This window comes from Trichocoleus sp. FACHB-6 (assembly GCF_014695815.1).
In the GTDB taxonomy this organism is placed as follows: domain Bacteria; phylum Cyanobacteriota; class Cyanobacteriia; order Cyanobacteriales; family FACHB-T130; genus Funiculus; species Funiculus sociatus.
Genome location: NZ_JACJOY010000130.1, coordinates 43,403 through 65,182 on the forward strand (window position 1 = coordinate 43,403; position 21,780 = coordinate 65,182).

Sequence of the window (21,780 nt, forward strand, 5' to 3'; positions counted from 1 at the left end):
AAGAGTCTCCTGGGGTTGTGGGTTAAACAATTGATTTTTCTAGATCGATCCTAGCGTGTTTGAATGGAGGCTTGGCTTGGCAAGAGCAGGAACCAATAACTTGTCGGTGAGGAATGTCGGTTAAATAACTTACATTCATTCGCGCTACATAGGGGTATGACAATGCCAGAGAAAAGGGAGGAGAATTAAGTCTTAGTCCCCCTTTTCAAGGGGGACTAAGACCGTCTAAGGCTATCGATTATGACTTTTCAGACATCTTCTAAAAAGTTACCCGCTTCACCCCTAAAACACGGGATCACCGCAGGTGGGGGATGGAAGCTTAACCAATCCGTATTGACAATCTGACTCTTTTTGCCTCCCCTATACCTACTTTTGCTCCGAGAAAAGACACTTATCGGAATCACACCCAGCAGGGCCAGCTTCCATTGAGTAGCCAGCATCGTAGCGACTTAAGGCAGCATGAAAATTTTCATTCTGCCGTCGCAGTTCCACTTCTTGCTTGAACTGATCGTACTGCTGTTTTGTGATTGGCTCAAATGGCAAGCGCGGGAAGGTTTGGTGAGCATCGAAACGTGCCAAAAGTGCGGCTGAGATGTAGCCTTCATCATTTTGAATAGCTTCGTAAATGCTACTACCTAAAGCTTCTATCTCATGTTCGCGCAGCTCAATGGTGGCTGAGGTGTTGTGTCGCACAAAGAATTTTTGGACTTGCATATAGAAATCCATTTGCGCGATCGCGCTAAATTTGCCGATCTCGATTTGATCAGCACCAGGCAAATCAGCCCAAGGTACGGCGACGGGAATTTCCACCAGCCATTCCGTGCATCGGGGATCGAAGGGATCGTTCAGGAGATTGCCATTTTCATCTTTGTCAGACTGAGACGGAACGACATTGTAACCGTAGTCGATACACGCTAAGGCTACAGGGTCATTCTTTCTAAATGTGATGCGCCGCAGGAAACGTTGCGCCTTCGGGGGATGCCAACCAGGGGAAGCGCCTGTTAGTAAAGATTTCGTGCCAGAAGGCTGAACTGTGGTGCAACGGTTCGGGCGTTTTAGGGAATGGCGATCGCAATAATCCCACACGGTTCGATGCACAATTTCTCGCCAACGAGTCAAATATTCTTGTTCTTGTCGCTTCAACTCCAATCCTTCAACGGTTTCGGGTCGTCCAGCTTCCCACCACCGCAACCAATCCACGCCAAAAGCTATCACAAAAAAGTCGAACAATCCTGTAAAAGATACGCCGACAATCGGATCGAGTTCGCGTGACTTTCGGTAACGTTCTTCGACAAATTCGTGATTTAACAGTGAGGCTACTGATAATGCTGCTGCTGTGAAAGCTTCCTCTTGTTCTTTGTAGTTATGTGGGCCAATTTGATTGAGATGAATCTCCGAAAGATTACAGTGGAAATTAGAGCCAATGATTTCCTATTTTGTTATCCACTATTTCTAGTGGTATCGGACTATATCTTCACCTGATCTAGGTGGAGGGCGCTGTCTGACCATTATTGGTTTCCCGCAGGTCTAGTCTCTGAACCTTCTCCAACTCTGGGGCATCCTGCCTTACATCTGGAGCTTGGCTGCTGATTACCTTGCACATTTTTTGTGTTTAGGCTTCCAGCAATTCACCCTCTGACTATCTAACCTGTCCCCAGGCTAGGCGGCAAAATCTAGGCTACCGCAAGGATTCAACCCAACACGAGCTAATCTATGCTCTATCTCCAAAGGATCTATGTTGGGGTAGTGTTCTAGTAACCAATCTTGAGCTTTTCCTTGGTCATAAGCTTTCAGAAAATCAGTTTTTAGTTCAGGTGAAAATAGTAAATCGCAGTTAGCTCTAGCTATAGCTTCTCCAGCCCATTGAATCGCGCCTTCACCGGAGTAATACTGTTTTCTAACAGCTTCTACACACTCTTCAAGAGTTGGTTTGTGGTGAAAAACTCGCGTATGATTTGCCATTCTTAAAGCATCTCGATCTGGATCGATCCGCCAGTTACCATTTTCATCCTGCTGCCAAAGATTGCCTTTAGCACTGGCAAACAATTCATCATCGCTAATGCCTTGCCTCATGCCAGCTGACCTTCTCACGTTGCCAGCTACTACGACTACTGCGGCTTCATCAATTAACAAACAGCATTCAACTGAGTTTAATTGCCGTCCTACAGCTTTATTCAAAATTGCCGCACAGCGTTCATAAAGCCCAGGTAACTTAACAGGATTAGCAACGCCTCCAAAGCCTTTAAGGGCTTCTCCGGCAGCACGAACATCACTCAAGTCAATTGATATGTTGACTTCTTGTGAAAACTGTTCATCCGTGGATAATTCCAACAACGTTTGATAAGATTTGACCCAACCTTGGCGACTATCTCCCACATAAATAAGTACCTTATTACCTTCCACCTGAACTTCTGTCTGTTCGCGCCGAAGGTGTGGCTGGGTGCTACCTACATCCCCTTGTATAGTTACAATCAGACGATTGCGGATGGGTGGCAGTTGATTAATGTATTTTGGTTCGAGGACGGCACCTGTGCCACAGCCCATCATCGCCAGATCCATCATTAAGCCGAAGGCACGCCAATCCAGTACATTTGTACTGGTGCAGTTGTAAGCGCCGGAAAAGTTTTGTTGTTGCTCGATCCATTCACTACCGCCTACCCACAACCAGCGACCGGAAGGCAATGCTTTGAGGTGGAGCTGCATCCGTTCTAGTAGGGCTGTCTCTTCTGGGGTAAGCTTACCTAATTTGGTTAAACCACGGACGCTTCTGGCGCATACTTCTTCCCACGTCTCGCGCCCAGCTTCTGTGCGGCGGCTATACGTTCTAAAAAATACAGGTAAGCCTGCTGGTGCAGTTTCAGGAAATTTGCTATTTTGGCGTACTCGCTCAAGCTCTCGAACCATAATTCAAGTCAGATTATCTTTGGGACTGATCGATAGATCAAGACTATACGCGATCGCTCATATGGGGTCAAAACTTGCCAAAATACATAAAATGCGCTATATGTAGGTTGCAGTCAGGACTAGCAACTAGGTAAGAATTTTTTCCAATTCCCAATTCAAAATTACTTTAATGTCCCTTGCTCCGTGGCGATCGCCCTTAGCCGGTGCCTTGCATCGCAATGACAGCCAGCCTCATTGCCGCTACTTGCAGTTAGCAACCGTTCGGGCTGATGGACGGCCAGCCAACCGTACCGTCGTATTTCGGGGATTCCTACCAGACACCAACCAACTGAAATTTGTCATAGATTCCCGCAGCCAGAAACCAGAGCAAATTGATCATCAGCCTTGGGGAGAAGCTTGCTGGTACTTCACCAACACCCGCGAACAATTTCGCCTCGCAGGTAGGCTAACCCTGGTACAACAAGAGCATCCCAACCCAGCCCTACAACAAGCACGTCAAACCACCTGGAAAGACCTCTCAGATGCCGCTCGCGTGCAATTTGCCTGGCCAGCGCCTCGCGAAACTAGAGCTGATGCCGTCGCCTTTTCGCCACCACCACCCGATTCAGCCCAACCACTAGCGAATTTTTGTCTACTACTCCTCGAACCCGTGCAGGTAGATCATTTAGAATTGCGAGGCGAACCGCAAAATCGGTGGCTATACAGCCTAGATTCGCAAACCTGGACTACTCAAGCTGTGAATCCATAAAGCATTAGAAGGCAAAAAAACAATTTTTTTGCCTTCTAACATTTGCCTTATTAATATTAGATACCAGCACCATCCAAGAATTGCTGAATCACCCCATCCTTAAGGCGACAACTGGGAGCCACGGCTGCTGGAACATTCGATAAATTATTTGCCGCCACCAATTGAGCAGGAGTGGACGCATGAGCAGGTTGTTGATTTTGTAGCTCTTGCAACTGTTGTTCCAGCGACTCTAGGCGGTCTACCAAAGCGCGAATCACCGCGGCTTCAGAATCGGGCAAACTTCCATGTTCCAGTGGATTCACCCGGACACCTGAGCGATACACAATCCTACCCGGAACGCCGACCACAGTACAATCGGAAGGCACATCGCGCAAAACAACCGAGCCAGCTCCGATGCGGACACTGTTGCCGATTTGGATATTACCCAGAACTTTAGCACCAGCACCCACCACGACATTTTCTCCTAACGTGGGGTGACGCTTGCCGCCCTCCTTGCCAGTACCGCCCAGAGTAGCACCCTGATAAATGAGAGCATAATCTCCCACAATTGCAGTTTCACCAATCACCACACCCATCCCGTGGTCAATAAAAACACTCCGTCCAATTACAGCACCGGGGTGAATTTCAATGCCAGTAAGAAAGCGAGCTAGTTGGGAAATCAATCGAGGGATGAAGGGAATTCCCAGGACGTATAGCCAATGAGCAAAGCGATGGAATACCAGCGCCTGCAAACCTGGATAGCAAAACAGAACCTCCAGCCAGTTGCGGGCGGCGGGGTCACGCTCGAAGATGATGCGAAAGTCAGCTATAAGCGTAGATAGCACAAGCGTTTACCAATTTTGGCAAAATAGACCATATCTATCATATCGTTCTCAGTGATTTTCCCGATCGGGGAAACCGAACCTAAAATTTTCCCTCGTTCCCAGGCATATACCCAGAGAACGAGGGAAAATTTTATCTTTTGCCTTCTACTTAACAGGCTTTTGCTTTTTAGACAAACCTGCCATTTGACTGTTTGCGGCGAATGCCAATCACCGAGGGACGTGGTGGCCCTTGAGGATTGCCCTCAATGTTGCTGGGCCAATTACTGCCACGAGGCACAGTGCGTCGTTGATTAAAGACGCTGGTTCCAGTCAAGTCCAGAATCTCGATATCTCGACTCAGAGTTTGCTGGGGAGTGAATGGCACCTCTTCACCAGGATGCTGCACTGCCAGAATCAGCGTATCCCCAATGAACGTTGGGCCAGTCAGTTCGCAACGCGGTGGGCCATAGGCAAAGGGTACGACTGCGCCAGCATCAGGCCCAGTAGTGGGAATGAAGAACAACCAGTTATTGCCAAACACCCCAATCAAGTTAGAAGTTTCAACATTGAGATTAGAGTCTATTTGACTAGGCGAGCTAGCACCCACTACCCTATGGTCGATGTTTAAGGGAGTTGCGGCAGCACCAACATCAAAACCATTGTGGGCGCTAGTAGACATATCGGTGACACCCCAGATGTTACCTTGGCTGTCAAACGCTAAGTTATCCACATTGGCGAAACCATCTCCAGGGTTGGCTCCCGCTTCCCCACCTTTAGCAAATCGCTGCCAGCGGAAGGTGGTACCCGTGCTATCGGCGCTATCTTCAATAATCTTGATAAGTTCCCCAGATGGCTGTGGCGCGTTAATGTCAGCGCTGTACTTAGAAACTACAAAGATCCGTGAGTCAGGATAGCCATCGCTGCCCGGAGCGCCGTCTGTGTAGGCGATGAACACTTCTCTGGGATTGCGTGGATTAACTTCTATGTCTTCGGGACGAGCCGTCGGAGTTCCGCCAACCAAGTTAGCCGCTAAAAAGGCATCCACTAGCACAGCACCCTGGCTGGTGTAGAAATCTGATAGCTTCTTACCTCGATAAGCGGGCAGAATCGTGGCTTCATTGGTTATGTCAACGCCCTGGAAAACACTACCTTGTGCAGGGTCTTGAGTGGGGCCGAAGCGTCGTATTGGGGTACGGCCATTGCGGGTCGCTTTGCCCAATGCGGCAATTTCCCTTGAGGCAAGAACTGAGGGAGGAATTGGATTGGTGGCGGTATTTAATCTCAGCGGAATCCATTCACCCGTACCGTTAGGGTTGTAACGGGCAACGTACAGAGTGCCGTCTTCAAATAAGCGACTGTTGTTCTTATCAGTGGGAGAGCTAACTCTACCGGAACTGACAAATTTCCAAGTGTGAGCTCCGCGTCGGTCATCACCCATGTAACCAACTAATTGTTTTCCAGCCTCAACCCGCATGGCAATATTTTCATGGCGGAAGCGACCTAATGCGGTGTGTTTGCGGGGGCGGAAATTGGGGTCTGCTGGGTCAATTTCGACCATATATCCATATTTTTCCCCGACCAAGCCAAAGGTAGCCCCGGTAGTGCCTGCAATATAACCCGTCTGTGTACCGTTGGCGTTTACGGGTTCTGTTACTCCAACGAAGAAGGCGGTACTAGCTTGGAAGTTCTCTTCAGCAGATAGAATGGTTCCCCAAGGACTGGTGCCGCCAGAACAGTTGTATCCAGTGCCGATAATTTTGTTACCCAGTCCATCTGAACTCAGAGGGAAAACTTCAGCTGCGGCTGGGCCAGTGCCAATTAGGTAATTTTGATCCCCTTGCTGGTAGCTCTTTGAACCCCAGGATGTGACATTTTTATAGGCATCGGAACGCTGGGAGTTAATCCCTAAACCTGAGAGATGGTGGATGCGTCGATTTTTAGGATCACGGACAACAGAAAAGCGTCCACCACGGTCTGCGCGGGCAATCCGAACGATAGAGCCACCCATGTTGTACAAAAATTCGCCCAACAGTTCGAGATTCGTTTTGTCACTCGGCAAATTTTGCCCAATAACCAAAGGGTACGATTCGGGGAATTGTGCTAAATCCTCTGATGTGCCTGGGGCGGCAAAAGAAAATGGGTAGGAGACATATTCGTGGTTAACCCAAAGGTAGCCGTCGTTGGGGTTCCTACCATTGAGGGGAATAAAGCCGGTGTAGTCGTTGTTGTAACCAAAGTATTCTTCTTGGTTAGGGAAGACGCGATCGCCCCAGCGTACAATTACATAACGTTCGTATTCCGGCGGCACTACAACGTCATCAAGAACGTTGTAAGTTCCTAATCTAGGATCTGCTGATTTATTTATTACTGTTCCCTGACCAATTGCTGTTGCGTAATAGCTGTTCTGCTCTGTGTAAATTGGCAAAGGATGTGGCAGACGCAATGGCGTAAATTTCAGAGGCTGTATTGCTTCAGCGATGCCTGAATCAAGCCCAAAAATTCTGTTTTCTACAGCAGGAGCTAGTACCGCAGCACCAGCACTGGCTCCAAAGAAAACAAGTAGCTGCCTCCGACTAAGCTTAGACATGAAAAACCCTCATTAAGGAATCGCAATACTGGCGCACAAAAAATGCTGGGAACTTATAGTCAAGTCACAGCAATTATGTCAACCGCTAGTTAACACACCATTACCTAACAACATCGGTGTGGTTTGAGCTGGGATAGGAATAATACCTACTGTGCGCTTTCCTTAACACAGGTAACGGCTCCCTCCACGCCCGACGGGTAAAAATCATTTGCGTGTTTACACGCACACCATAAATACTACTTACGTAAAATTAAGGGTCTTTAATGAGTTGGTTAATAAAAGACTAACAAGACATTAAAGTTCTTAAGAAGTTTTCAAAATCAGAGTTAAACATCAATTTAGAAGTTCTTAACCTTCTATTAAAGCTTACTTAATGTTTAATGCTTTTAATCTAAGTACGTCAGTAAATATACTAGACTTAATTTGAGTCAAGCTGCTAGAAATTAGCAGCAGATAAAGCGATCGCGTTTAAACCTAAGCAAATAAGGAGTAACAAATGAGGGGCATTACCTATTTTACTACGCTTGCACTGTTTGCAAGTGTAGCCTTGCCTGATGCAGCAAATGCTGTAATTTTAAATGGCGGATTTGAAGAAGGCTTCGGTAGTTGGCAAACCCTAGGCGACTACAGAATAGAAAATTCTGCTTTTGGCAGTGGAACAGTACAAGGAAATTCTCAAGCTTTTCTATCAACTGCTTACCGCGAAGTGATTGGTTTTGATAATAACTCAATTGAAATTTTTGGTGGGGATGCAGCGCCTGTTGCCTTCATTTCTGGCTTTGCTGAAGAATCTAGTTTAGAGGGATTCCTTGGTTTCTCAACATTTTTAGGAGATAAGTCTTTATATGATATTGCTACAGCAGAACCTATTGAGGGTTCGGCAATAAAACAGACTTTTAGAGCAGGTTCTGGACAGGTTTTATCTTTCTCTTGGAATTTTCTCACAAATGAGTCTGTTGGGGAAGCGGCTGTTGACGATCTTACCTATCCTGACTTCAATGATTTTGCTTTCGTATCCCTAAAGTCAGACTCCGGCACCCAACTTTTCACTTTGGCAGATACAATTTCAGAATTTCAAAGTTCTTCTACTAGCCTTGCTAATGAGACTGGATTTAAGACTTTCTCTTACAAGATTCCAACTTCTGGGGAATATACATTAGGAATTGGGGTTGTGGATGCAGGAGAGGCAACACGTATTTCAGCTTTGTTGATTGATAAGGCGCAAGTTGTTCCGGAGACTACACCTACGCTGGGTATGCTACTTTTTGGAGTGGGAACAGTTTCGATGTTGAAGCGGGGTAAGAAAAAAAGAGATTTTGTTTCTTAGATTTAGATTTTAACTGTTGTTGCCTGTTGTAGGGGTGCAATTAATTGCGCTCCTACTTTTTTATCGTTTTTTTTTCGGTTACAGGCTTTGATTATCGCGATGGCTGATAAAGTAAATATAGGTTGGATTTCACCAAGGTAGCTTTTTAATAAAGATAATGTTTCTAAGGCAGAGGAAAATTCTATATAAATAATTATTTTTGGTTCGTTGCTGCCCTACTCAACTTATACTTAACTAAATATTTTATGATAGAGGTGTCACTACAATTATTGGAAAAAATAGATGAGGCTATAGCCTTATCGTTCGCATTCCCAGGTTCTAGCCTGGGAACGAGAAAGAAGTTAGCTTAATCATCTCGAAAGCCGGGATCGTCTTCGAGTCTGATTCTGCTTCGTGTAGGAGCAATGTCTGTGGGTGAAACAGAAGAGCTGTCAAAACCTAGCAGCAATCCAGAAGTAATAAAATATCGAGTCCAACGATGTATTCTAGGGTCTTGCTGCCAATCTGAACGAGAGACTTTTGAAAACAGAAGTGGGACGATTTGTCCTTTAACGTCGCCGAAAACTCGGAGATAAATTTGGGTAGTCTCCGGGCTTTGTGATAATTCTTGGTCGATAGAGATAGTGGCTACGGTTTCTGCTTCTTCGACAACTTTTTCATAAGGTTGATTGGAGTTGGGGCTGAGGAAGAGATCGATTTTCGTAGGTTCAGATAAAGCTGGGGAAGCGATCGCGCCCAAACTACCTAAAATTGAAAATGTAGCTAAAATTCGCCAGATGCGGATAACCATTGCTTTTATTCATCATCAAGGTTTACACAGACTAACACTCTCAAGATTAAGAATTCAGTAAAGTTTGGTTAATTCTAAATAAAACTGTTGCTAATCTTTAAATCTGCCGAATGGGAATTTTAATTGCAAATTCTGTACCCTTTCCAGGCGCACTGATGCAGTTCAATTCGCCTCCGTGTTTTTCGACAATAATTTGATAACTAATTGACAAACCAAGCCCAGTGCCTTTGCCTACTGGTTTGGTAGTAAAGAAGGGATTAAACAGTTGTTGTTTCATTGCTTGTGTCATCCCAGGCCCGTTGTCTGCAATCCGAATCACAACTTGATTGTTGTTTTGCACTTTGGTAGAAATCCGAATTGTGGGGATTGGGGACTGGGAAGAATCTTTTCCAGTGCCTAATGCCAAATCACAAGTCTCCAGTTCCAAAGCATCAATCGCATTGGCAATCAGATTCATAAATACTTGGTTCAACTGTCCAGCGTAGCACTCTACCTGCGGCAGGTTGCCGTATTCTTTGATTAGTTGAATGCCGGGGTGATCTGTCTTAGCTTTCAGACGATTTTGCAGAATTAGTAGGGTGCTATCAATACCTTCGTGAATATCAACTGCCTTCATTTCTGCTTCATCGAGTCGTGAGAAATTACGCAGAGATAAGATAATTTGACGAATGCGTTCAGCACCGACTTTCATTGAAGACAGCATTTTGGGTAGGTCTTCGATGAGGAAATCTACATCGATTGCTTCTATCTCGTCTCGAATTTCCGCAGTGGGATTAGGATAGTTTTTGTTATAGAGATGTAGTAGGTTAAGCAGGTCTTGGATGTAATTATCAGTGTGAATCAGATTGCCGTAGATGAAGTTGACGGGGTTGTTAATTTCGTGGGCGATCCCAGCAACTAGCTGCCCTAAGCTGGACATTTTTTCGGTTTGCACGAGTTGGGCTTGGGTTTGCTGGAGTTCGTATAAAGTTTGTTCGAGTTTGGTTGCTTGTTCTTGGAATTGTCGGGCGGCGGTGCGGGTAGCGGCGTAGAGTTCGGCTTGGTTAATAGCGATCGCAAGGTTATCTGTAACCGCACAAAGCAGTTCTACTTCGGCATCGCTCCAAGCTCTTGGTGTAGAATTACTACAACTAATAACGCCGATAGTACCTGAGAGAGTTTGAATTGGCAGCACCAACACCGAGGCATAGTTAAGAGAGCGCATAAATTCCTGCCAAACGCGATCGCTTTCTTTGTAGACATCATCCATCCGCACTATTTCCAGATCCAAAAGTTTTTCCGCGATTAGCCCCACCACCGCCGCCGGGTAGTAACCTGTGCAATCGGGAAGATCCGGATGTCGATCTTCCTTAATCACCTCCCAACCAGGTTCTTCTCTGTCCTGGTAATACCAGGCGAAGTGACAGCGCTCAATCTGCAATAAGCTACGGATTTCCTGCACTGTGGTTTCCAAAACTGTATCCAGGTTGAGAGTGTTGCGAATTTGGGTAGTGATACGGTTTAGCAAATTTTCCCGGTTGGCTTTTTCTCTCAGCCGTACTTCCGATTGTCGTAGTGCTTCCTCAGCAGCTTTGCTATGATTAATATTAGTCATAGTGCCGACATAGCTTTTCAATCCCTCTGACCCGATTTCAGCTGCTGCTTGAGCTAAAACCCAAGTTACCAACCCATCGGCTCGAATCAGCCGAAACTCGGATTGAAAAGATAAATTATTCGTTACAGCTTGATGCCATTCGGAATATACGCGATCGCGATCGTCAGGATGTAGGGCTTTTATCCAACCTTCTCCCAGTGTTCCTTCTTTTGTTAGCCCAGTAATCTCACGCCACTGCCGGTTAGCATACACAGAATTTCCTCGCGCATCTGCACGAAATATGACTACTGGGGACAATTTAGCTAATATTTGATATCGTTGTTCGCTTGAGCGCAGTGCATCTTCAGTGGTTTTGCGTTCTGTGATGTCTGTAATCATCCCCAAAGTACCCAAATACTCACCTTGTGAGTCTAAGATGGGTTTTGTGGAAACGATTGCCCACATAGGAGAGCCATCTTTGCGAGTGAATTTGAAATCATGATTTTCCTTAATGCCTTGGCGACGACGTTCCACATTGGCGGATGCGATCGCCTTTCCCTCATCATCCATAAAATCAAACAGCGACTTCCCGTGCATTTCTTGGACGCTGTAGCCCAACATTTCTGCCATTCTGGGATTGACAAAGCTGGTCTTGCTATCACTGTCAATAATCCAAACGCCTTCTAAGCTTGTTTCAATAATCCGACGATAACGCTCCTCAGATTCTCGCAATGCTAACTCTGCCTGTTTTCGTTCAGCGACCTCAGCTTTTAAACGATTAATCGCATTTTTTAAGATATTTGTACGTTCTTCTACTCTACTTTCTAAGACTTCATTCGACTGTTTCAAAGCTTCTTCTGCCCGTTGGCGCTCTGAAATATCGAGAATAACAGCTAAAAATACTGATTGTCCATTTTGCACAATCAGTTGTATGTGTACTTCTACTGGATAAAGACTGCCATCAGCACGCTGGTGGACTGTTTGAAACTCTAGTTTTTCTTGCTCATGTTGTACTAAAGGTGCAACCAAGTTCCAAAAAAAAGCTTCATCTAGCTCTGGATTGATGTCAAGGGGTGTAAGAGTTTGCATCTTTTCCAGAGAATAGCCCAGGTTGCGCCTAGCACCCGCGTTAACATACTGAAAGCGAAGAGTTTTGGCATTAACAATATAAATTTCGTTTAAGCTTGCTTCAACTGCATTTAACAGTTGCAAACGTTCAGCTTCAGTTTGCTTGCGATCGCTAATATCAACACAGGAACCAATGTAACCCCCAAAGCTGCCATCCGGTAGAAACCGAGGCGTTCCTGTATCCAAAACCCAGCGGTACTCGCCATCAGCACGCAAAAGGCGATATTCCATCTGGAATTTTTCACGGGCATCAAAGGCTGTAATATAAATATCTAAACAATGCTGCAAATCTTCTGGATGAACGCCTTCCGCCCAGCCATTACCCATCTCTTTTTCTATTGTTCTCCCGGTAAAATCTAGCCAGATTTGATTGAAGTAATAATAGAGTTTGTCAGTGCCAGATAACCAAATCATTACGGGGGCGGTATCTGCTACGATCCGAAATAGTTCTTCGTCCCGTAAAGGCGTTTGTATTAGCTGTTGCTCAGTGTTCTGTACTTTTAGATCCTGGCTAGTCATTTTTGGGAGTAAGTTGGGTTTGATTTGAATATACTGGCATTTTAAGCATTAATTTCTGGATATAATAGGTCATGTATAAAGTCTGTATACAATTACGAGTAATACGGGGTGGTGCGATCGCGATCGTAGGACGGATGTCACTATTGCTATAGCATATGCAACAAAAGGCTATAAAGCCCCAGCTTGGCAAATTACTCCAGATGCTTCACTATACTTACACCCGGTAGGTATGACAGCTTAAAATTAAGCCGAGACGGGTTGAGAAGATGTCTGTTTCAGTGGAAGAGCGATCGCAAACTCCGTTCCCTCACCTATTTGGGAATTTACAGAAATTTTTCCTCCATGCTTTTCAATGATTTGGTAGCAAATCGAAAGTCCTAAACCTGTACCTTGACCTACTGGCTTAGTAGTAAAAAATGGGTCAAATATTTTATCTTTAATAGGCGATGGGATTCCTGAACCATTATCCCGAATTCGCACTTGAATTTTGTTGTCAGAAGTTTTTATGGTTTTAATTATTATTTGCTTATTTGATTTTTTTTCATCAGTTAATAGCGCATCAATAGCATTACTAATAATATTCATAAATACCTGATTAATTTGCGCTGGATAGCACTCAATTAGAGGCAAATTACCATATTGCTTAATCACTTTAACTTCTTTTTTTAATTTGTTGCTCAAAATTAACAACGTGCTATCAATACCTTCGTGTAAGTTAACGTCTTTAACCTCGGCTTCATCTAGACGCGAGAAGTTTCGCAAAGATAAAACCATCTGCTGAATTCGCTTAGCTCCTACCTTCATAGAAGACAACATTTTAGGTACATCTTCAGTAATAAATTCTAGGTCAATTTCCTCACTAACCTCCTCAATTTCAGGAGATGAATATGGGTGCTGCTGATAAATATGCACTAATCTAAGCAAATCTTGAAGATATTCGCTGGTATGTTCAAGATTGCCGTAAATAAAGTTAATTGGGTTATTGATTTCATGAGCAATCCCAGCTACCATCTGGCCGAGACTGGACATTTTTTCAGTTTGAATTAGTTGAGATTGGGTTTGTTGCAGTTCTTGCAGAGTTTGAGAAAGTTTAGTTGTTTGTTCACGCAATGCTTCCTCCGCAACTTTAGTAGGAGTAATGTCACGCGCACTCGCATAAATTAACTTTTCTTGGGGAGACTGCACAGATGTCCACGCCAGCCATTTGTAGGAACCATCTTTGCAGCGATAGCGATTCTGGAAGTGGTAAGACGTTGTTATACCTGTGGAAAGTTTTTCTGATTCGGCGATAGTTGCTGCTTTATCTTCAGGATGAACGAAATCGATGAATTGGCTGCTAAGGAGTTCTTCGATTGTGTAGCCAAGCGTTTTTTCAAAAGCTGGGTTGACGAACTTAAAATAACCGTCGAAACCAGCTATACAGAGCATATCAAACGAAATATTGAAGAAATTATCAAGCTGGTGTTGTTTTTGCTTTATGTCTTGGGTATAAGTTGCAACTCGCCGGATCATTTGGTTGAGAGAAATTGTCAACTTCCCAACTTCATCTTCAGTCGTCACGGGTGCTTGGAGGTTAAAATTTGATTCCTCTGTTACTTGTTGAGCAACTTTGGTGATAGCTTCAATGGGTTGCGCGATCGCTTTACTGGTATAAACTGCTAAAATAACTGCGATCGCTGCTGATACCAGCAAACTAATAATAATAATAAGGCTACCCAGATCCCCGGCTTCATCGTAAAGTCTATCTCCTGCTTTTGCTTCTCGTTCTTGATAGAGATTAATTAGTTTTGACAGCTCGTCTGTGAGATAATTCAAGCGGACAGTAGTTTTACCATTAATAAACTTGGTGAGCGCTTGCTGTGCTGATGGAAGCTTCTTTGTCTTTACAGTAGACGGTTCAATTCCCTCCAGCACTGTCTTTAGTTCTGGATCATAAATTTGGAGTATGTTTTCATATTTATTGATTAAAGATGTTAGCTGGGCATAATGTCGAGCCAGGTCTTCCTTGTCTTCGCCCAAGTCTTTAAAGTATGGAGTAGAATTATTTAGAAAAATTTGAGTTTCTTTTATTAATTCTTTAAGTTTAAGAACTTCTTGAATAAAAATCGGATTTTCTTGCTCTAATTCTTCGATATCATTTGATATAAGAAGTAATTCTCGTTGTTGAGAGCGAGCCTGTAAAATAGCTGTTTGTAAATTATTTAGAGAATTTATCCTGACACGCACTTTCTCAACTTGTTCTGCCGCCCGCGTATAATTGTATTGTTGGAAAATAATGCCAGTAGTTCCGCCCAGAATGGCAATGCTAATCGCTAAACTATACCCATAAACGATTTTCTGTCTAATACCTAAGCGACTGGTTAGGCGGTTAAACTGAGTTGGTGAAAAATTTGGATAGCGATTTGGCAACTTAACTATAAAAGACATTTTTTCACTAGCTCTAATGATACAAAAATAACAAGTGATTCATAATATACACATGAAAAATACCACGTATAATTTATAATTTAAAAGCGAAAAAATACCTAGAAAAAGCTTCAGTCACCCGAAAGCACAGGATAAAGTTAAGTAATTTTACGGATTAAAATTGGGGAAAGGAAAAAACAACCCTGCCTGGGGGTACTAGACTGCCTGTAGGATTAGAAACAGTTTTGCAGTAAGCTGCTACTAGGCTTTAGCGGTACTTTTAGCTTGATATCGCTGAAGGCAACGCATCAACTACTGACCTGTCTATGACTTACTCCTCTTCATCTGTGGCAACCGATGCCGCTGGCGCTACGACTCAAACGGATTCAGCCATCTGGTCTAGCTTATTGCAACAGTTGTTAGACGGGCGATCGCTCTCGCGCGATCAAGCCGCAGAATTGATGCAGGGATGGTTAAAGGAAGAAATTCCACCAGTGCTATCAGGAGCGATTTTAGCTGCTCTCCAAGCAAAGAGTGTCTCTGCTGAAGAGTTGAGTGGCATGGCTCAAGTTTTGCAATCGCAATCCTTCGCCCTTCCCAGCCCCCAATCCCCAGCTTCCAATCACCTAATTGACACTTGTGGCACTGGTGGAGATGGGGCATCAACCTTTAATATCTCTACAGCAGTTGCTTTTGTTGCCGCGGCTGCGGGCGTTCCGGTGGCAAAACATGGCAATCGTTCTGCCTCTAGCCGAGTCGGTTCCGCTGATGTGCTGGAAGCGCTGGGAGTAAACCTGAACGCCACGCCACAGAAGGTACAGGCAGCTCTTCAGGAAGTGGGCATCACATTTCTATTTGCACCCGGTTGGCACCCTGCCTTGAAGGTAGTAGCACCGCTACGGCGAACGCTAAAAGTCAGGACAGTCTTTAATTTACTTGGGCCGTTAGTAAATCCGTTACGCCCCACAGGTCAAGTGATTGGGGTGTTCGATCCAAAATTGGTAAGTACCATTGCCCATGCTTTGGGGCAATTAGGAATTCAGCAGGGTATTGTCTTACACGGGCGCGAGAAACTGGATGAAGCTGGTCTTGCTGATGTCACAGACTTGGCGGTGTTGTCTGGGGGTGAAGTGGAGTTGTTGACGCTGAATCCCCAAGAACTAGGCTTAACAATGGCACCTACGGCGTTAATCCGGGGTGGAGATGTTTTAGAAAATGTGGCGATTTTGCAAGATGTACTCCAAGGGAAAGGAACGTCAGCGCAACAGGATGTAGTGGCTTTGAATGCGGCATTAGCACTCCAAGTTGGCGGTATGGTAGCGATGGGCAATCATGCAGAGGGCGTTTCTCTGGCAAAGGAAATCTTAAACAGCGGTGCTGCTTGGTCTAAGTTGGAACGATTAATTCAGTTTCTTCAGGATTAGCCAGCGATCAGTTAAGAGTTGGAATTCAACATTCCAACTCTTAAGGACAACTCACAACTTTGGTTAATTGGGACGGAACTCAACCACGTTACGTTTAATTGTGATGTCATAACCTTCAAAGAAGTCATGCCCCAATAGTCCAACTTCCATATCTGGTAAAGCGATCGCTACCAGCACATTCTTCTTGATTGCTCCGCCAACTCCGATAGACTTGACATAACCCAGAGGAAATTCTGCTACACCATTGGGAGTCTGCGCCTTGGCACTCGATACAGGTACTACTCTGAGTGCAGCTGCCATGCGTCGGGTAATCAAGGTGCCGGAAGCACCAGTATCCACAATCATTTCAAAAGTCCGGTTCCCGTCAAAGGTGACATCAATCACGGGGGTGCCACCTTCTCGCCGTTTGATTGGGGCTTGATAAACACCGTTTCTCAGAAGCCGAGGTTTGGAACTTCCTATAGGCGCTTTCGCTACTACCACAGGCTGAGGTTTGGGTTTGGGAGGATTTGCCTTGTTCTGGGCATAGGTAAGATTGCGCTGGTATTGGGGGATTTTGGTTTTAGCGATCGCATGATAAGGACTAGAAGCCGGAATCGTTTTCATAAAAGCGATCGCTTGTTGCCAGCTGCTGATAACTAATTGCCAATCCTCTTTTGACTGAGCAGACAGACTGATGCTGCTGGCGCTTTCAGCAGAGTCAATCGCCCGCACATAAGCGTCGGCGGCGGCTTGCGGCGATAACTGCGGCTTAGATGGTGTCTTTGCCGGAGATTTAGATTTAGTTGAGGCAGGTTTGGACACCTGCTTTGCACTAGCAGTTGGAGGCTTCTTGGCAGGAGGAGAAGCCGAGACGGGAGTTGCTGATGGACTCTGAGGAGTGGCAGCATTGTCTTGGCTACAGCCAAAACTTACGAGTGCCAGCGTACTTGAAAGCAAAATGATTGCTGCACGGGCGTGAGGAGACTTCACAATATCTGCATTTAATTCTCATCAACTATTTTATTGTCATCTATCCTTTAGTAGATTGGATATAAAAAAATTCTTAGACCTAAATAAATAAAGATGCGATCGCATTTATAGCCTTTATCCCCTGTTACCTGGGGAGGAGATGACCAAGCCTGAAGGAAAGCGATTGTCCTACAAATAAATAAGGTAGGCAATACCCACCCTGCCCTTAATTGGTGACTCGTATTTTGTGTAGCACTACTATAGACATCTCCAAAAATTAGACTGGAATACTGTTCAAGCTTAGGCTGAAGTCAAATTTCTGGAGATGTTTAATGTATCCTTACCTTAATTGGAAGCTATGTTAGAAGTAGGGCATTCTACAGGGACATTCGACTATCTAGACCGACTTGAGAGATTCTTTAGTTCCCTCGCTCTTAAGCGCATATCTTGAGAAGCACTAATGCGGCTGCAAACATTCTCGAATTTAATCCTTAAAGGTTCATTAAGAGTACCACTTCGTGTCGCTCTGATAGTTCCCTTTATCTTTCAACTCTCTGTTGCTGTCGGGCTAACAGCATACTTCTCTTTAAGGAACGGTCAGAAAGCAGTCAATGAGGTTGCAGCCCAACTGAGAAGCGAAGTTACAGCCCGAATTCATCAACATATCTCCGATTATATGGAGACACCTCAACTTGTTACCCAAATAAACGCCGATTCTGCCCGTTCTGGCAATTTGAATTTGCAGAACTCTTTGCGTCTAGAACGTCATTTCTGGCGGCAAATGCAGTTATTCAAATCTCTAAGTCCGATTGCCTTTGGAAGTGAGCAGGGAGAAATTCATTCAGTCGATCGGCTTGATGATGGTTCATTAGTCATCCGAGTTATCGACCAATCAACCAGTAGTAATTATCACACTTACACCACTGATAGCCAGGGCAATCGCGGCAGGCTAGTTCAAGTTAACACAACCTTTGATCCTCGCACTCGCCCCTGGTATATAAAGGCTGTGAAAGGAAATAAACCTACCTGGACTGAGATTTATCCATACTTCTCATCATCAGGGTTGGCAATCAGTGCAACCCGACCTTTTTATAATGACGCAGGTACTTTACTTGGGGTTACCAATGCAACATTGTCTCTCTCAGAACTGGGAGATTTCCTGGATGGCTTAAAGATTGGTCGCACTGGACAAATGTTTATTGTCGAACGTTCTGGAAACTTGGTAGCAAGCTCAACGGCTGAGCAGCCTTTCATTTTACATCAAGAGGAAGGAAAACAGAAACGGGAAAGATTGGCAGCGATCGCTAGTAGAAATCTTGTGACTCGTCTAACAGCCCAGTATTTAAAGGAACGCTTTGGTAACTTTAATAATATTCGCCATAGCCAGCAGCTTGACTTTGAAATTGAAGGTAAGCAGCAATTTGCACAGGTGACACCGTTTACTGATAGCTACGGGCTGGAGTGGGTAATCGTCGTAGTGGTTCCAGAAGCTGACTTCATGGAACACATAGAAGCCAACACACGAACCACGATTTTGCTATGTTTAGCGGCATTGATATTCGCTACAGTTATGGGGGTGTTGACCTCTCAATACATTACCCGACCGATTGCCCATTTAATCTCTGCCTCTCAGGAAATTGCCAATGGGAAGTTAGACCAAACTGTTAAAGTAAACGGCATTAACGAACTAGAAGTTCTAGCTCAAGCTTACAACCAAATGGCGACTCAATTGCAAACATCCTTTACTGCTCTTGAAAAGGCAAATGAGGAGCTAGAGCTTCGGGTTGAACAGCGAACAGCCGAACTACAAGAACGGACACTTCAGCTAAAGCAATCCCTCGACTTTGAAGCAACATTAAAACGGATTACAGACAGAGTTCGTGACAACTTAGATGAAGCACAGATTTTGCAAAACGTTGTCCAAGAGTTAGCTTCTGTACTTGCTGCCGAATGTTGTGCTGCTGCTCTATATGATATAGAGCAAAAAACGTTAGTTATCAATTATGAATATGCCCAACTTCATTGGCCTTCTACTCAAGGTTCTAGGATTGAATTAGAAGAGTTATCTGGAATTCATCAATCTCTGTTACAAGGGCAATGTTTACAGTTTTGTCAATTAGCCCCAAAGTTTGGTCGCCCTCATGCAGCGATTCTTGCGTGTCCTGTTTTTGATGACCAGGGTATCCTGGCTGATATATGGTTATTCCAACGACCAAATTATAACTATAGTGAACTAGAAATTCGATTATTACAGCAAGTTGCAAATCAATGCGCGATCGCTATTCGTCAGGCTCGACTTTACCAAGCTGCCCAAGCCCAAGTAGAAGAGCTAAAAAGTCTACATCAGCTTAAAGATGACTTTTTGAGTACCGTATCCCACGAACTTCGTACTCCTATTTCTAATATAAAGCTAGCAATTCGTATGCTAAAGCTAGCTCCCACTCCAGAACGGCATAAACAGTATCTAGATATTTTAGAAGCTGAGTGTGCTAGAGAAGCTAACTTGATCAACGACTTGCTGGATTTGCAACGCCTGGAAGCTAATCGTTATCCTGTGTTTGTCGAGTCGATAATTCTACAAGATTACATACCTAGCATTATCAAACCGTTTTTATCACGAATTCAAGAGCGTCAACAAGTCTTTAACATTGATTTACAGCCTGACATTCTGCCAATTATGTCCAGTCCAGATAGTTTGGGGCGGCTTTTAGCGGAACTCCTTAACAATGCCTGCAAATACACTCCATCTAATGGTGAAATTCGGTTTAACATCAAACAGGATATCGATTTATATAACCCGCAACATACTGCATCAACAACCAGCTTTGAAGTCAGCAATCAAGCAGAGATTCCAACTACTGAAATACCCCATATTTTTGATAAATTTTATCGGGTTCCCAATGCAGACCCTTGGAAACAAGGTGGAACTGGATTAGGCTTAGCCTTGGTGAAAAAGTTAGTTGAGCAATTGGGGGGAGAAATTAGAGTAGAAAGTGGTGAAGGTTGGACGAGCTTTACTATTTTATTGGAAAATATAGAAGTCATAAATGATTCGTGAAGGTAAGATATCGGGCTTGTTAAAGAAGTCGGGTATCTGAAGGGCTGGCTCACAATGCCGAGAATTACTATATAGCCGAGTAGAGAGCAATCGGATAATCTTCTCTATTCAATAGACTGATTCAAAAAAAACTGGGAGATGAGAACTAATGAGGTCAAGTTTGTCAATCTCAGGGCTGAAGCTTATCTGTGAGATGCGATCGCCTTCCTCGAAACTTGGTCATCTCGCCACCAGATAACAGCAGATGAGCGTAGATGTGATCGCATCCTAATACACACTTCTACCCTAACTGGGTGTGAGATGATAACTTACCACTAACAACTAACAACCAAAAACTCAGCATTACCTTATGCCTCCTTCTTCTGCTCAAAGTGCCTTACTCGTACTTGCTGATGGCACGTCCTACAAAGGTTGGTCTTTTGGTGCTTCTGGAACAGCCATTGGCGAAGTGGTGTTTAACACTGGCATAACTGGCTATCAGGAAGTTTTGACAGACCCCAGCTACTGCGGTCAGATCGTTACATTCACTTATCCAGAATTAGGCAACACTGGTGTCAACCTGGAAGATGAAGAATCAAATCGTCCTCAAGTCAGAGGCGCGATCGCGCGTAACATCTCCTCACGTCCCAGCAACTGGCGATCTACCCAATCCTTACCCGACTACCTGAAACAACACAACATTCCCGGCATTTACGGCATCGATACGCGATCGCTCACCCGCAGACTGCGCTCTGCTGGGGCCATGAACGGCGCTATTTCCACCGAAATCCTCGATCCTGCCGAATTGCTGAAAAAAGTACAAGAAGCTCCCAGCATGGCAGGATTAAATCTAGTTCAGGAAGTCAGCACACAAACCGTCTACGAATGGTCTGAGCCCACCGAGTCGAGTTGGGAATTCAGTCCCGGCGTTGAGTCAAACGATGGCGAACCCCTCACCGTTGTCGCCATTGACTTTGGCATCAAACGCAACATCCTGCGGCGTTTAGCTGCTTACGGTTGCCGCGTCATCGTTGTACCAGCCAATACACCGCCGGAAGAAATTCTCAAACACAACCCGGATGGGATTTTTCTCTCCAATGGCCCAGGCGATCCAGCAGCCGTCACCGAAGGCATCGAAACCACCAAAGCCTTGCTAGAAAGCCAGAAACCCGTCTTTGGCATCTGCATGGGACACCAAATTCTCGGTCTTTCAATGGGTGCTGACACCTTCAAGCTCAAATTTGGTCATCGCGGCTTAAATCAACCAGCAGGTTTAAAACAGCGGGTGGAGATTACCAGCCAGAATCACGGCTTTGCCATTGATGCAGATTCCTTAAGCTCAGATGTCGAAATAACCCATCTGAACCTGAACGATCTCACTGTAGCTGGTTTACGGCACAAATCCCTGCCCTTCTTCTCCGTACAGTACCACCCAGAAGCCAGCCCCGGCCCCCACGATGCCGACTATCTGTTTGAGCAGTTTGTTGAGCAAATGCGATCGCATCGCCAAAATTAATCAATAGCAATTAGCAGCTGTGTGTTCTATAATGGAGCCTCGACTAAGGACAATCCAAGGTAGGAGG

11 protein-coding genes and 2 pseudogenes are annotated in these 21,780 nt (G+C 44.8%); 5 read left to right on the forward strand and 8 right to left on the reverse strand.

All coding sequences use genetic code 11. The features are described from left to right. Positions 1–366 precede the first annotated feature (366 nt). Together nrdJ (H6F66_RS27105) and nrdJ (H6F66_RS27110) are read right to left on the reverse strand one after the other, a co-directional pair. Positions 367–1,431: pseudogene (gene nrdJ / locus H6F66_RS27105) on the reverse strand (ribonucleoside-triphosphate reductase, adenosylcobalamin-dependent); the annotation flags it as partial. A 243-nt stretch (positions 1,432–1,674) separates the two neighbouring features. Continuing rightward, a pseudogene (gene nrdJ, locus H6F66_RS27110) lies at positions 1,675–2,904 on the reverse strand (ribonucleoside-triphosphate reductase, adenosylcobalamin-dependent); the annotation flags it as partial. A 169-nt stretch (positions 2,905–3,073) separates the two neighbouring features. Between nrdJ (H6F66_RS27110) and H6F66_RS27115 the strand changes: the two are divergent. Then, on the forward strand, positions 3,074–3,652 hold the full coding sequence (locus tag H6F66_RS27115) for an Npun_F5749 family FMN-dependent PPOX-type flavoprotein (RefSeq protein WP_190428224.1): 579 nt from the start codon (positions 3,074–3,076) through the stop codon (positions 3,650–3,652). A gap of 56 nt (positions 3,653–3,708) precedes the next feature. On the opposite strand, the gene cysE is transcribed toward H6F66_RS27115, so the two are convergent. After that, the gene (cysE, locus tag H6F66_RS27120) at positions 3,709–4,476 is read right to left on the reverse strand and encodes a serine O-acetyltransferase (protein WP_190428226.1); all 768 of its coding nucleotides are present in this window, start codon (positions 4,474–4,476) and stop codon (positions 3,709–3,711) included. A 166-nt stretch (positions 4,477–4,642) separates the two neighbouring features. Further along, positions 4,643–7,042: a PhoX family phosphatase gene (locus H6F66_RS27125; protein WP_190428228.1), complete on the reverse strand. Its 2,400-nt coding sequence runs from the start codon at positions 7,040–7,042 to the stop codon at positions 4,643–4,645. A 496-nt stretch (positions 7,043–7,538) separates the two neighbouring features. On the opposite strand from H6F66_RS27125, the gene H6F66_RS27130 reads away from it, so the two are divergent. Continuing rightward, a complete protein-coding gene (locus H6F66_RS27130) occupies positions 7,539–8,369 on the forward strand; it encodes a hypothetical protein (protein WP_190428230.1) in 831 nt (276 codons plus the stop codon). A 346-nt stretch (positions 8,370–8,715) separates the two neighbouring features. On the opposite strand, the gene H6F66_RS27135 is transcribed toward H6F66_RS27130, so the two are convergent. The 3 genes from H6F66_RS27135 to H6F66_RS27145 all read right to left on the reverse strand — a co-directional run bounded on the left by H6F66_RS27135 (position 8,716) and on the right by H6F66_RS27145 (position 14,806). Next, positions 8,716–9,159 (reverse strand): hypothetical protein, encoded by a 444-nt coding sequence (locus H6F66_RS27135; protein WP_190428233.1) that lies wholly within the window; start codon positions 9,157–9,159, stop codon positions 8,716–8,718. 97 nt (positions 9,160–9,256) lie between these two features. Continuing rightward, positions 9,257–12,379: a PAS domain S-box protein gene (locus H6F66_RS27140; protein ID WP_190428235.1), complete on the reverse strand. Its 3,123-nt coding sequence runs from the start codon at positions 12,377–12,379 to the stop codon at positions 9,257–9,259. 243 nt (positions 12,380–12,622) lie between these two features. Then, on the reverse strand, positions 12,623–14,806 hold the full coding sequence (locus H6F66_RS27145) for an ATP-binding protein (RefSeq protein WP_190428236.1): 2,184 nt from the start codon (positions 14,804–14,806) through the stop codon (positions 12,623–12,625). Between the two features lie 305 nt (positions 14,807–15,111). On the opposite strand from H6F66_RS27145, the gene trpD reads away from it, so the two are divergent. Next, positions 15,112–16,209, forward strand: a complete 1,098-nt coding sequence (gene trpD, locus H6F66_RS27150) for an anthranilate phosphoribosyltransferase (protein WP_190428239.1) — start codon at positions 15,112–15,114, stop codon at positions 16,207–16,209. Positions 16,210–16,272: 63 nt separating this feature from the next. Here the strand turns inward: trpD and H6F66_RS29635 are convergent, their stop codons facing one another. Continuing rightward, positions 16,273–17,181: a retropepsin-like aspartic protease gene (locus H6F66_RS29635; RefSeq protein WP_199295087.1), complete on the reverse strand. Its 909-nt coding sequence runs from the start codon at positions 17,179–17,181 to the stop codon at positions 16,273–16,275. 439 nt (positions 17,182–17,620) lie between these two features. Between H6F66_RS29635 and H6F66_RS27160 the strand changes: the two genes are divergently transcribed. Then, positions 17,621–20,218: an ATP-binding protein gene (locus H6F66_RS27160; protein WP_190428240.1), complete on the forward strand. Its 2,598-nt coding sequence runs from the start codon at positions 17,621–17,623 to the stop codon at positions 20,216–20,218. Positions 20,219–20,567: 349 nt separating this feature from the next. Further along, positions 20,568–21,713: a glutamine-hydrolyzing carbamoyl-phosphate synthase small subunit gene (gene carA / locus H6F66_RS27165; protein ID WP_190428248.1), complete on the forward strand. Its 1,146-nt coding sequence runs from the start codon at positions 20,568–20,570 to the stop codon at positions 21,711–21,713. Positions 21,714–21,780: the final 67 nt, after the last annotated feature.

What these genes read in the sequence shown, in the direction of transcription:
- H6F66_RS27135 (WP_190428233.1), bottom strand. Translation starts at nt 9,159, where the DNA reads ATGGTTATCCGCATCTGGCGAATTTTAGCTACATTTTCAATTTTAGGT.
- carA (WP_190428248.1), top strand. Translation starts at nt 20,568, where the DNA reads ATGCCTCCTTCTTCTGCTCAAAGTGCCTTACTCGTACTTGCTGATGGC.
- H6F66_RS27145 (WP_190428236.1), bottom strand. Translation starts at nt 14,806, where the DNA reads ATGTCTTTTATAGTTAAGTTGCCAAATCGCTATCCAAATTTTTCACCA.
- H6F66_RS27115 (WP_190428224.1), top strand. Translation starts at nt 3,074, where the DNA reads ATGTCCCTTGCTCCGTGGCGATCGCCCTTAGCCGGTGCCTTGCATCGC.
- H6F66_RS27125 (WP_190428228.1), bottom strand. Translation starts at nt 7,042, where the DNA reads ATGTCTAAGCTTAGTCGGAGGCAGCTACTTGTTTTCTTTGGAGCCAGT.
- H6F66_RS27160 (WP_190428240.1), top strand. Translation starts at nt 17,621, where the DNA reads ATGCGGCTGCAAACATTCTCGAATTTAATCCTTAAAGGTTCATTAAGA.
- trpD (WP_190428239.1), top strand. Translation starts at nt 15,112, where the DNA reads ATGACTTACTCCTCTTCATCTGTGGCAACCGATGCCGCTGGCGCTACG.
- H6F66_RS27130 (WP_190428230.1), top strand. Translation starts at nt 7,539, where the DNA reads ATGAGGGGCATTACCTATTTTACTACGCTTGCACTGTTTGCAAGTGTA.
- H6F66_RS27140 (WP_190428235.1), bottom strand. Translation starts at nt 12,379, where the DNA reads ATGACTAGCCAGGATCTAAAAGTACAGAACACTGAGCAACAGCTAATA.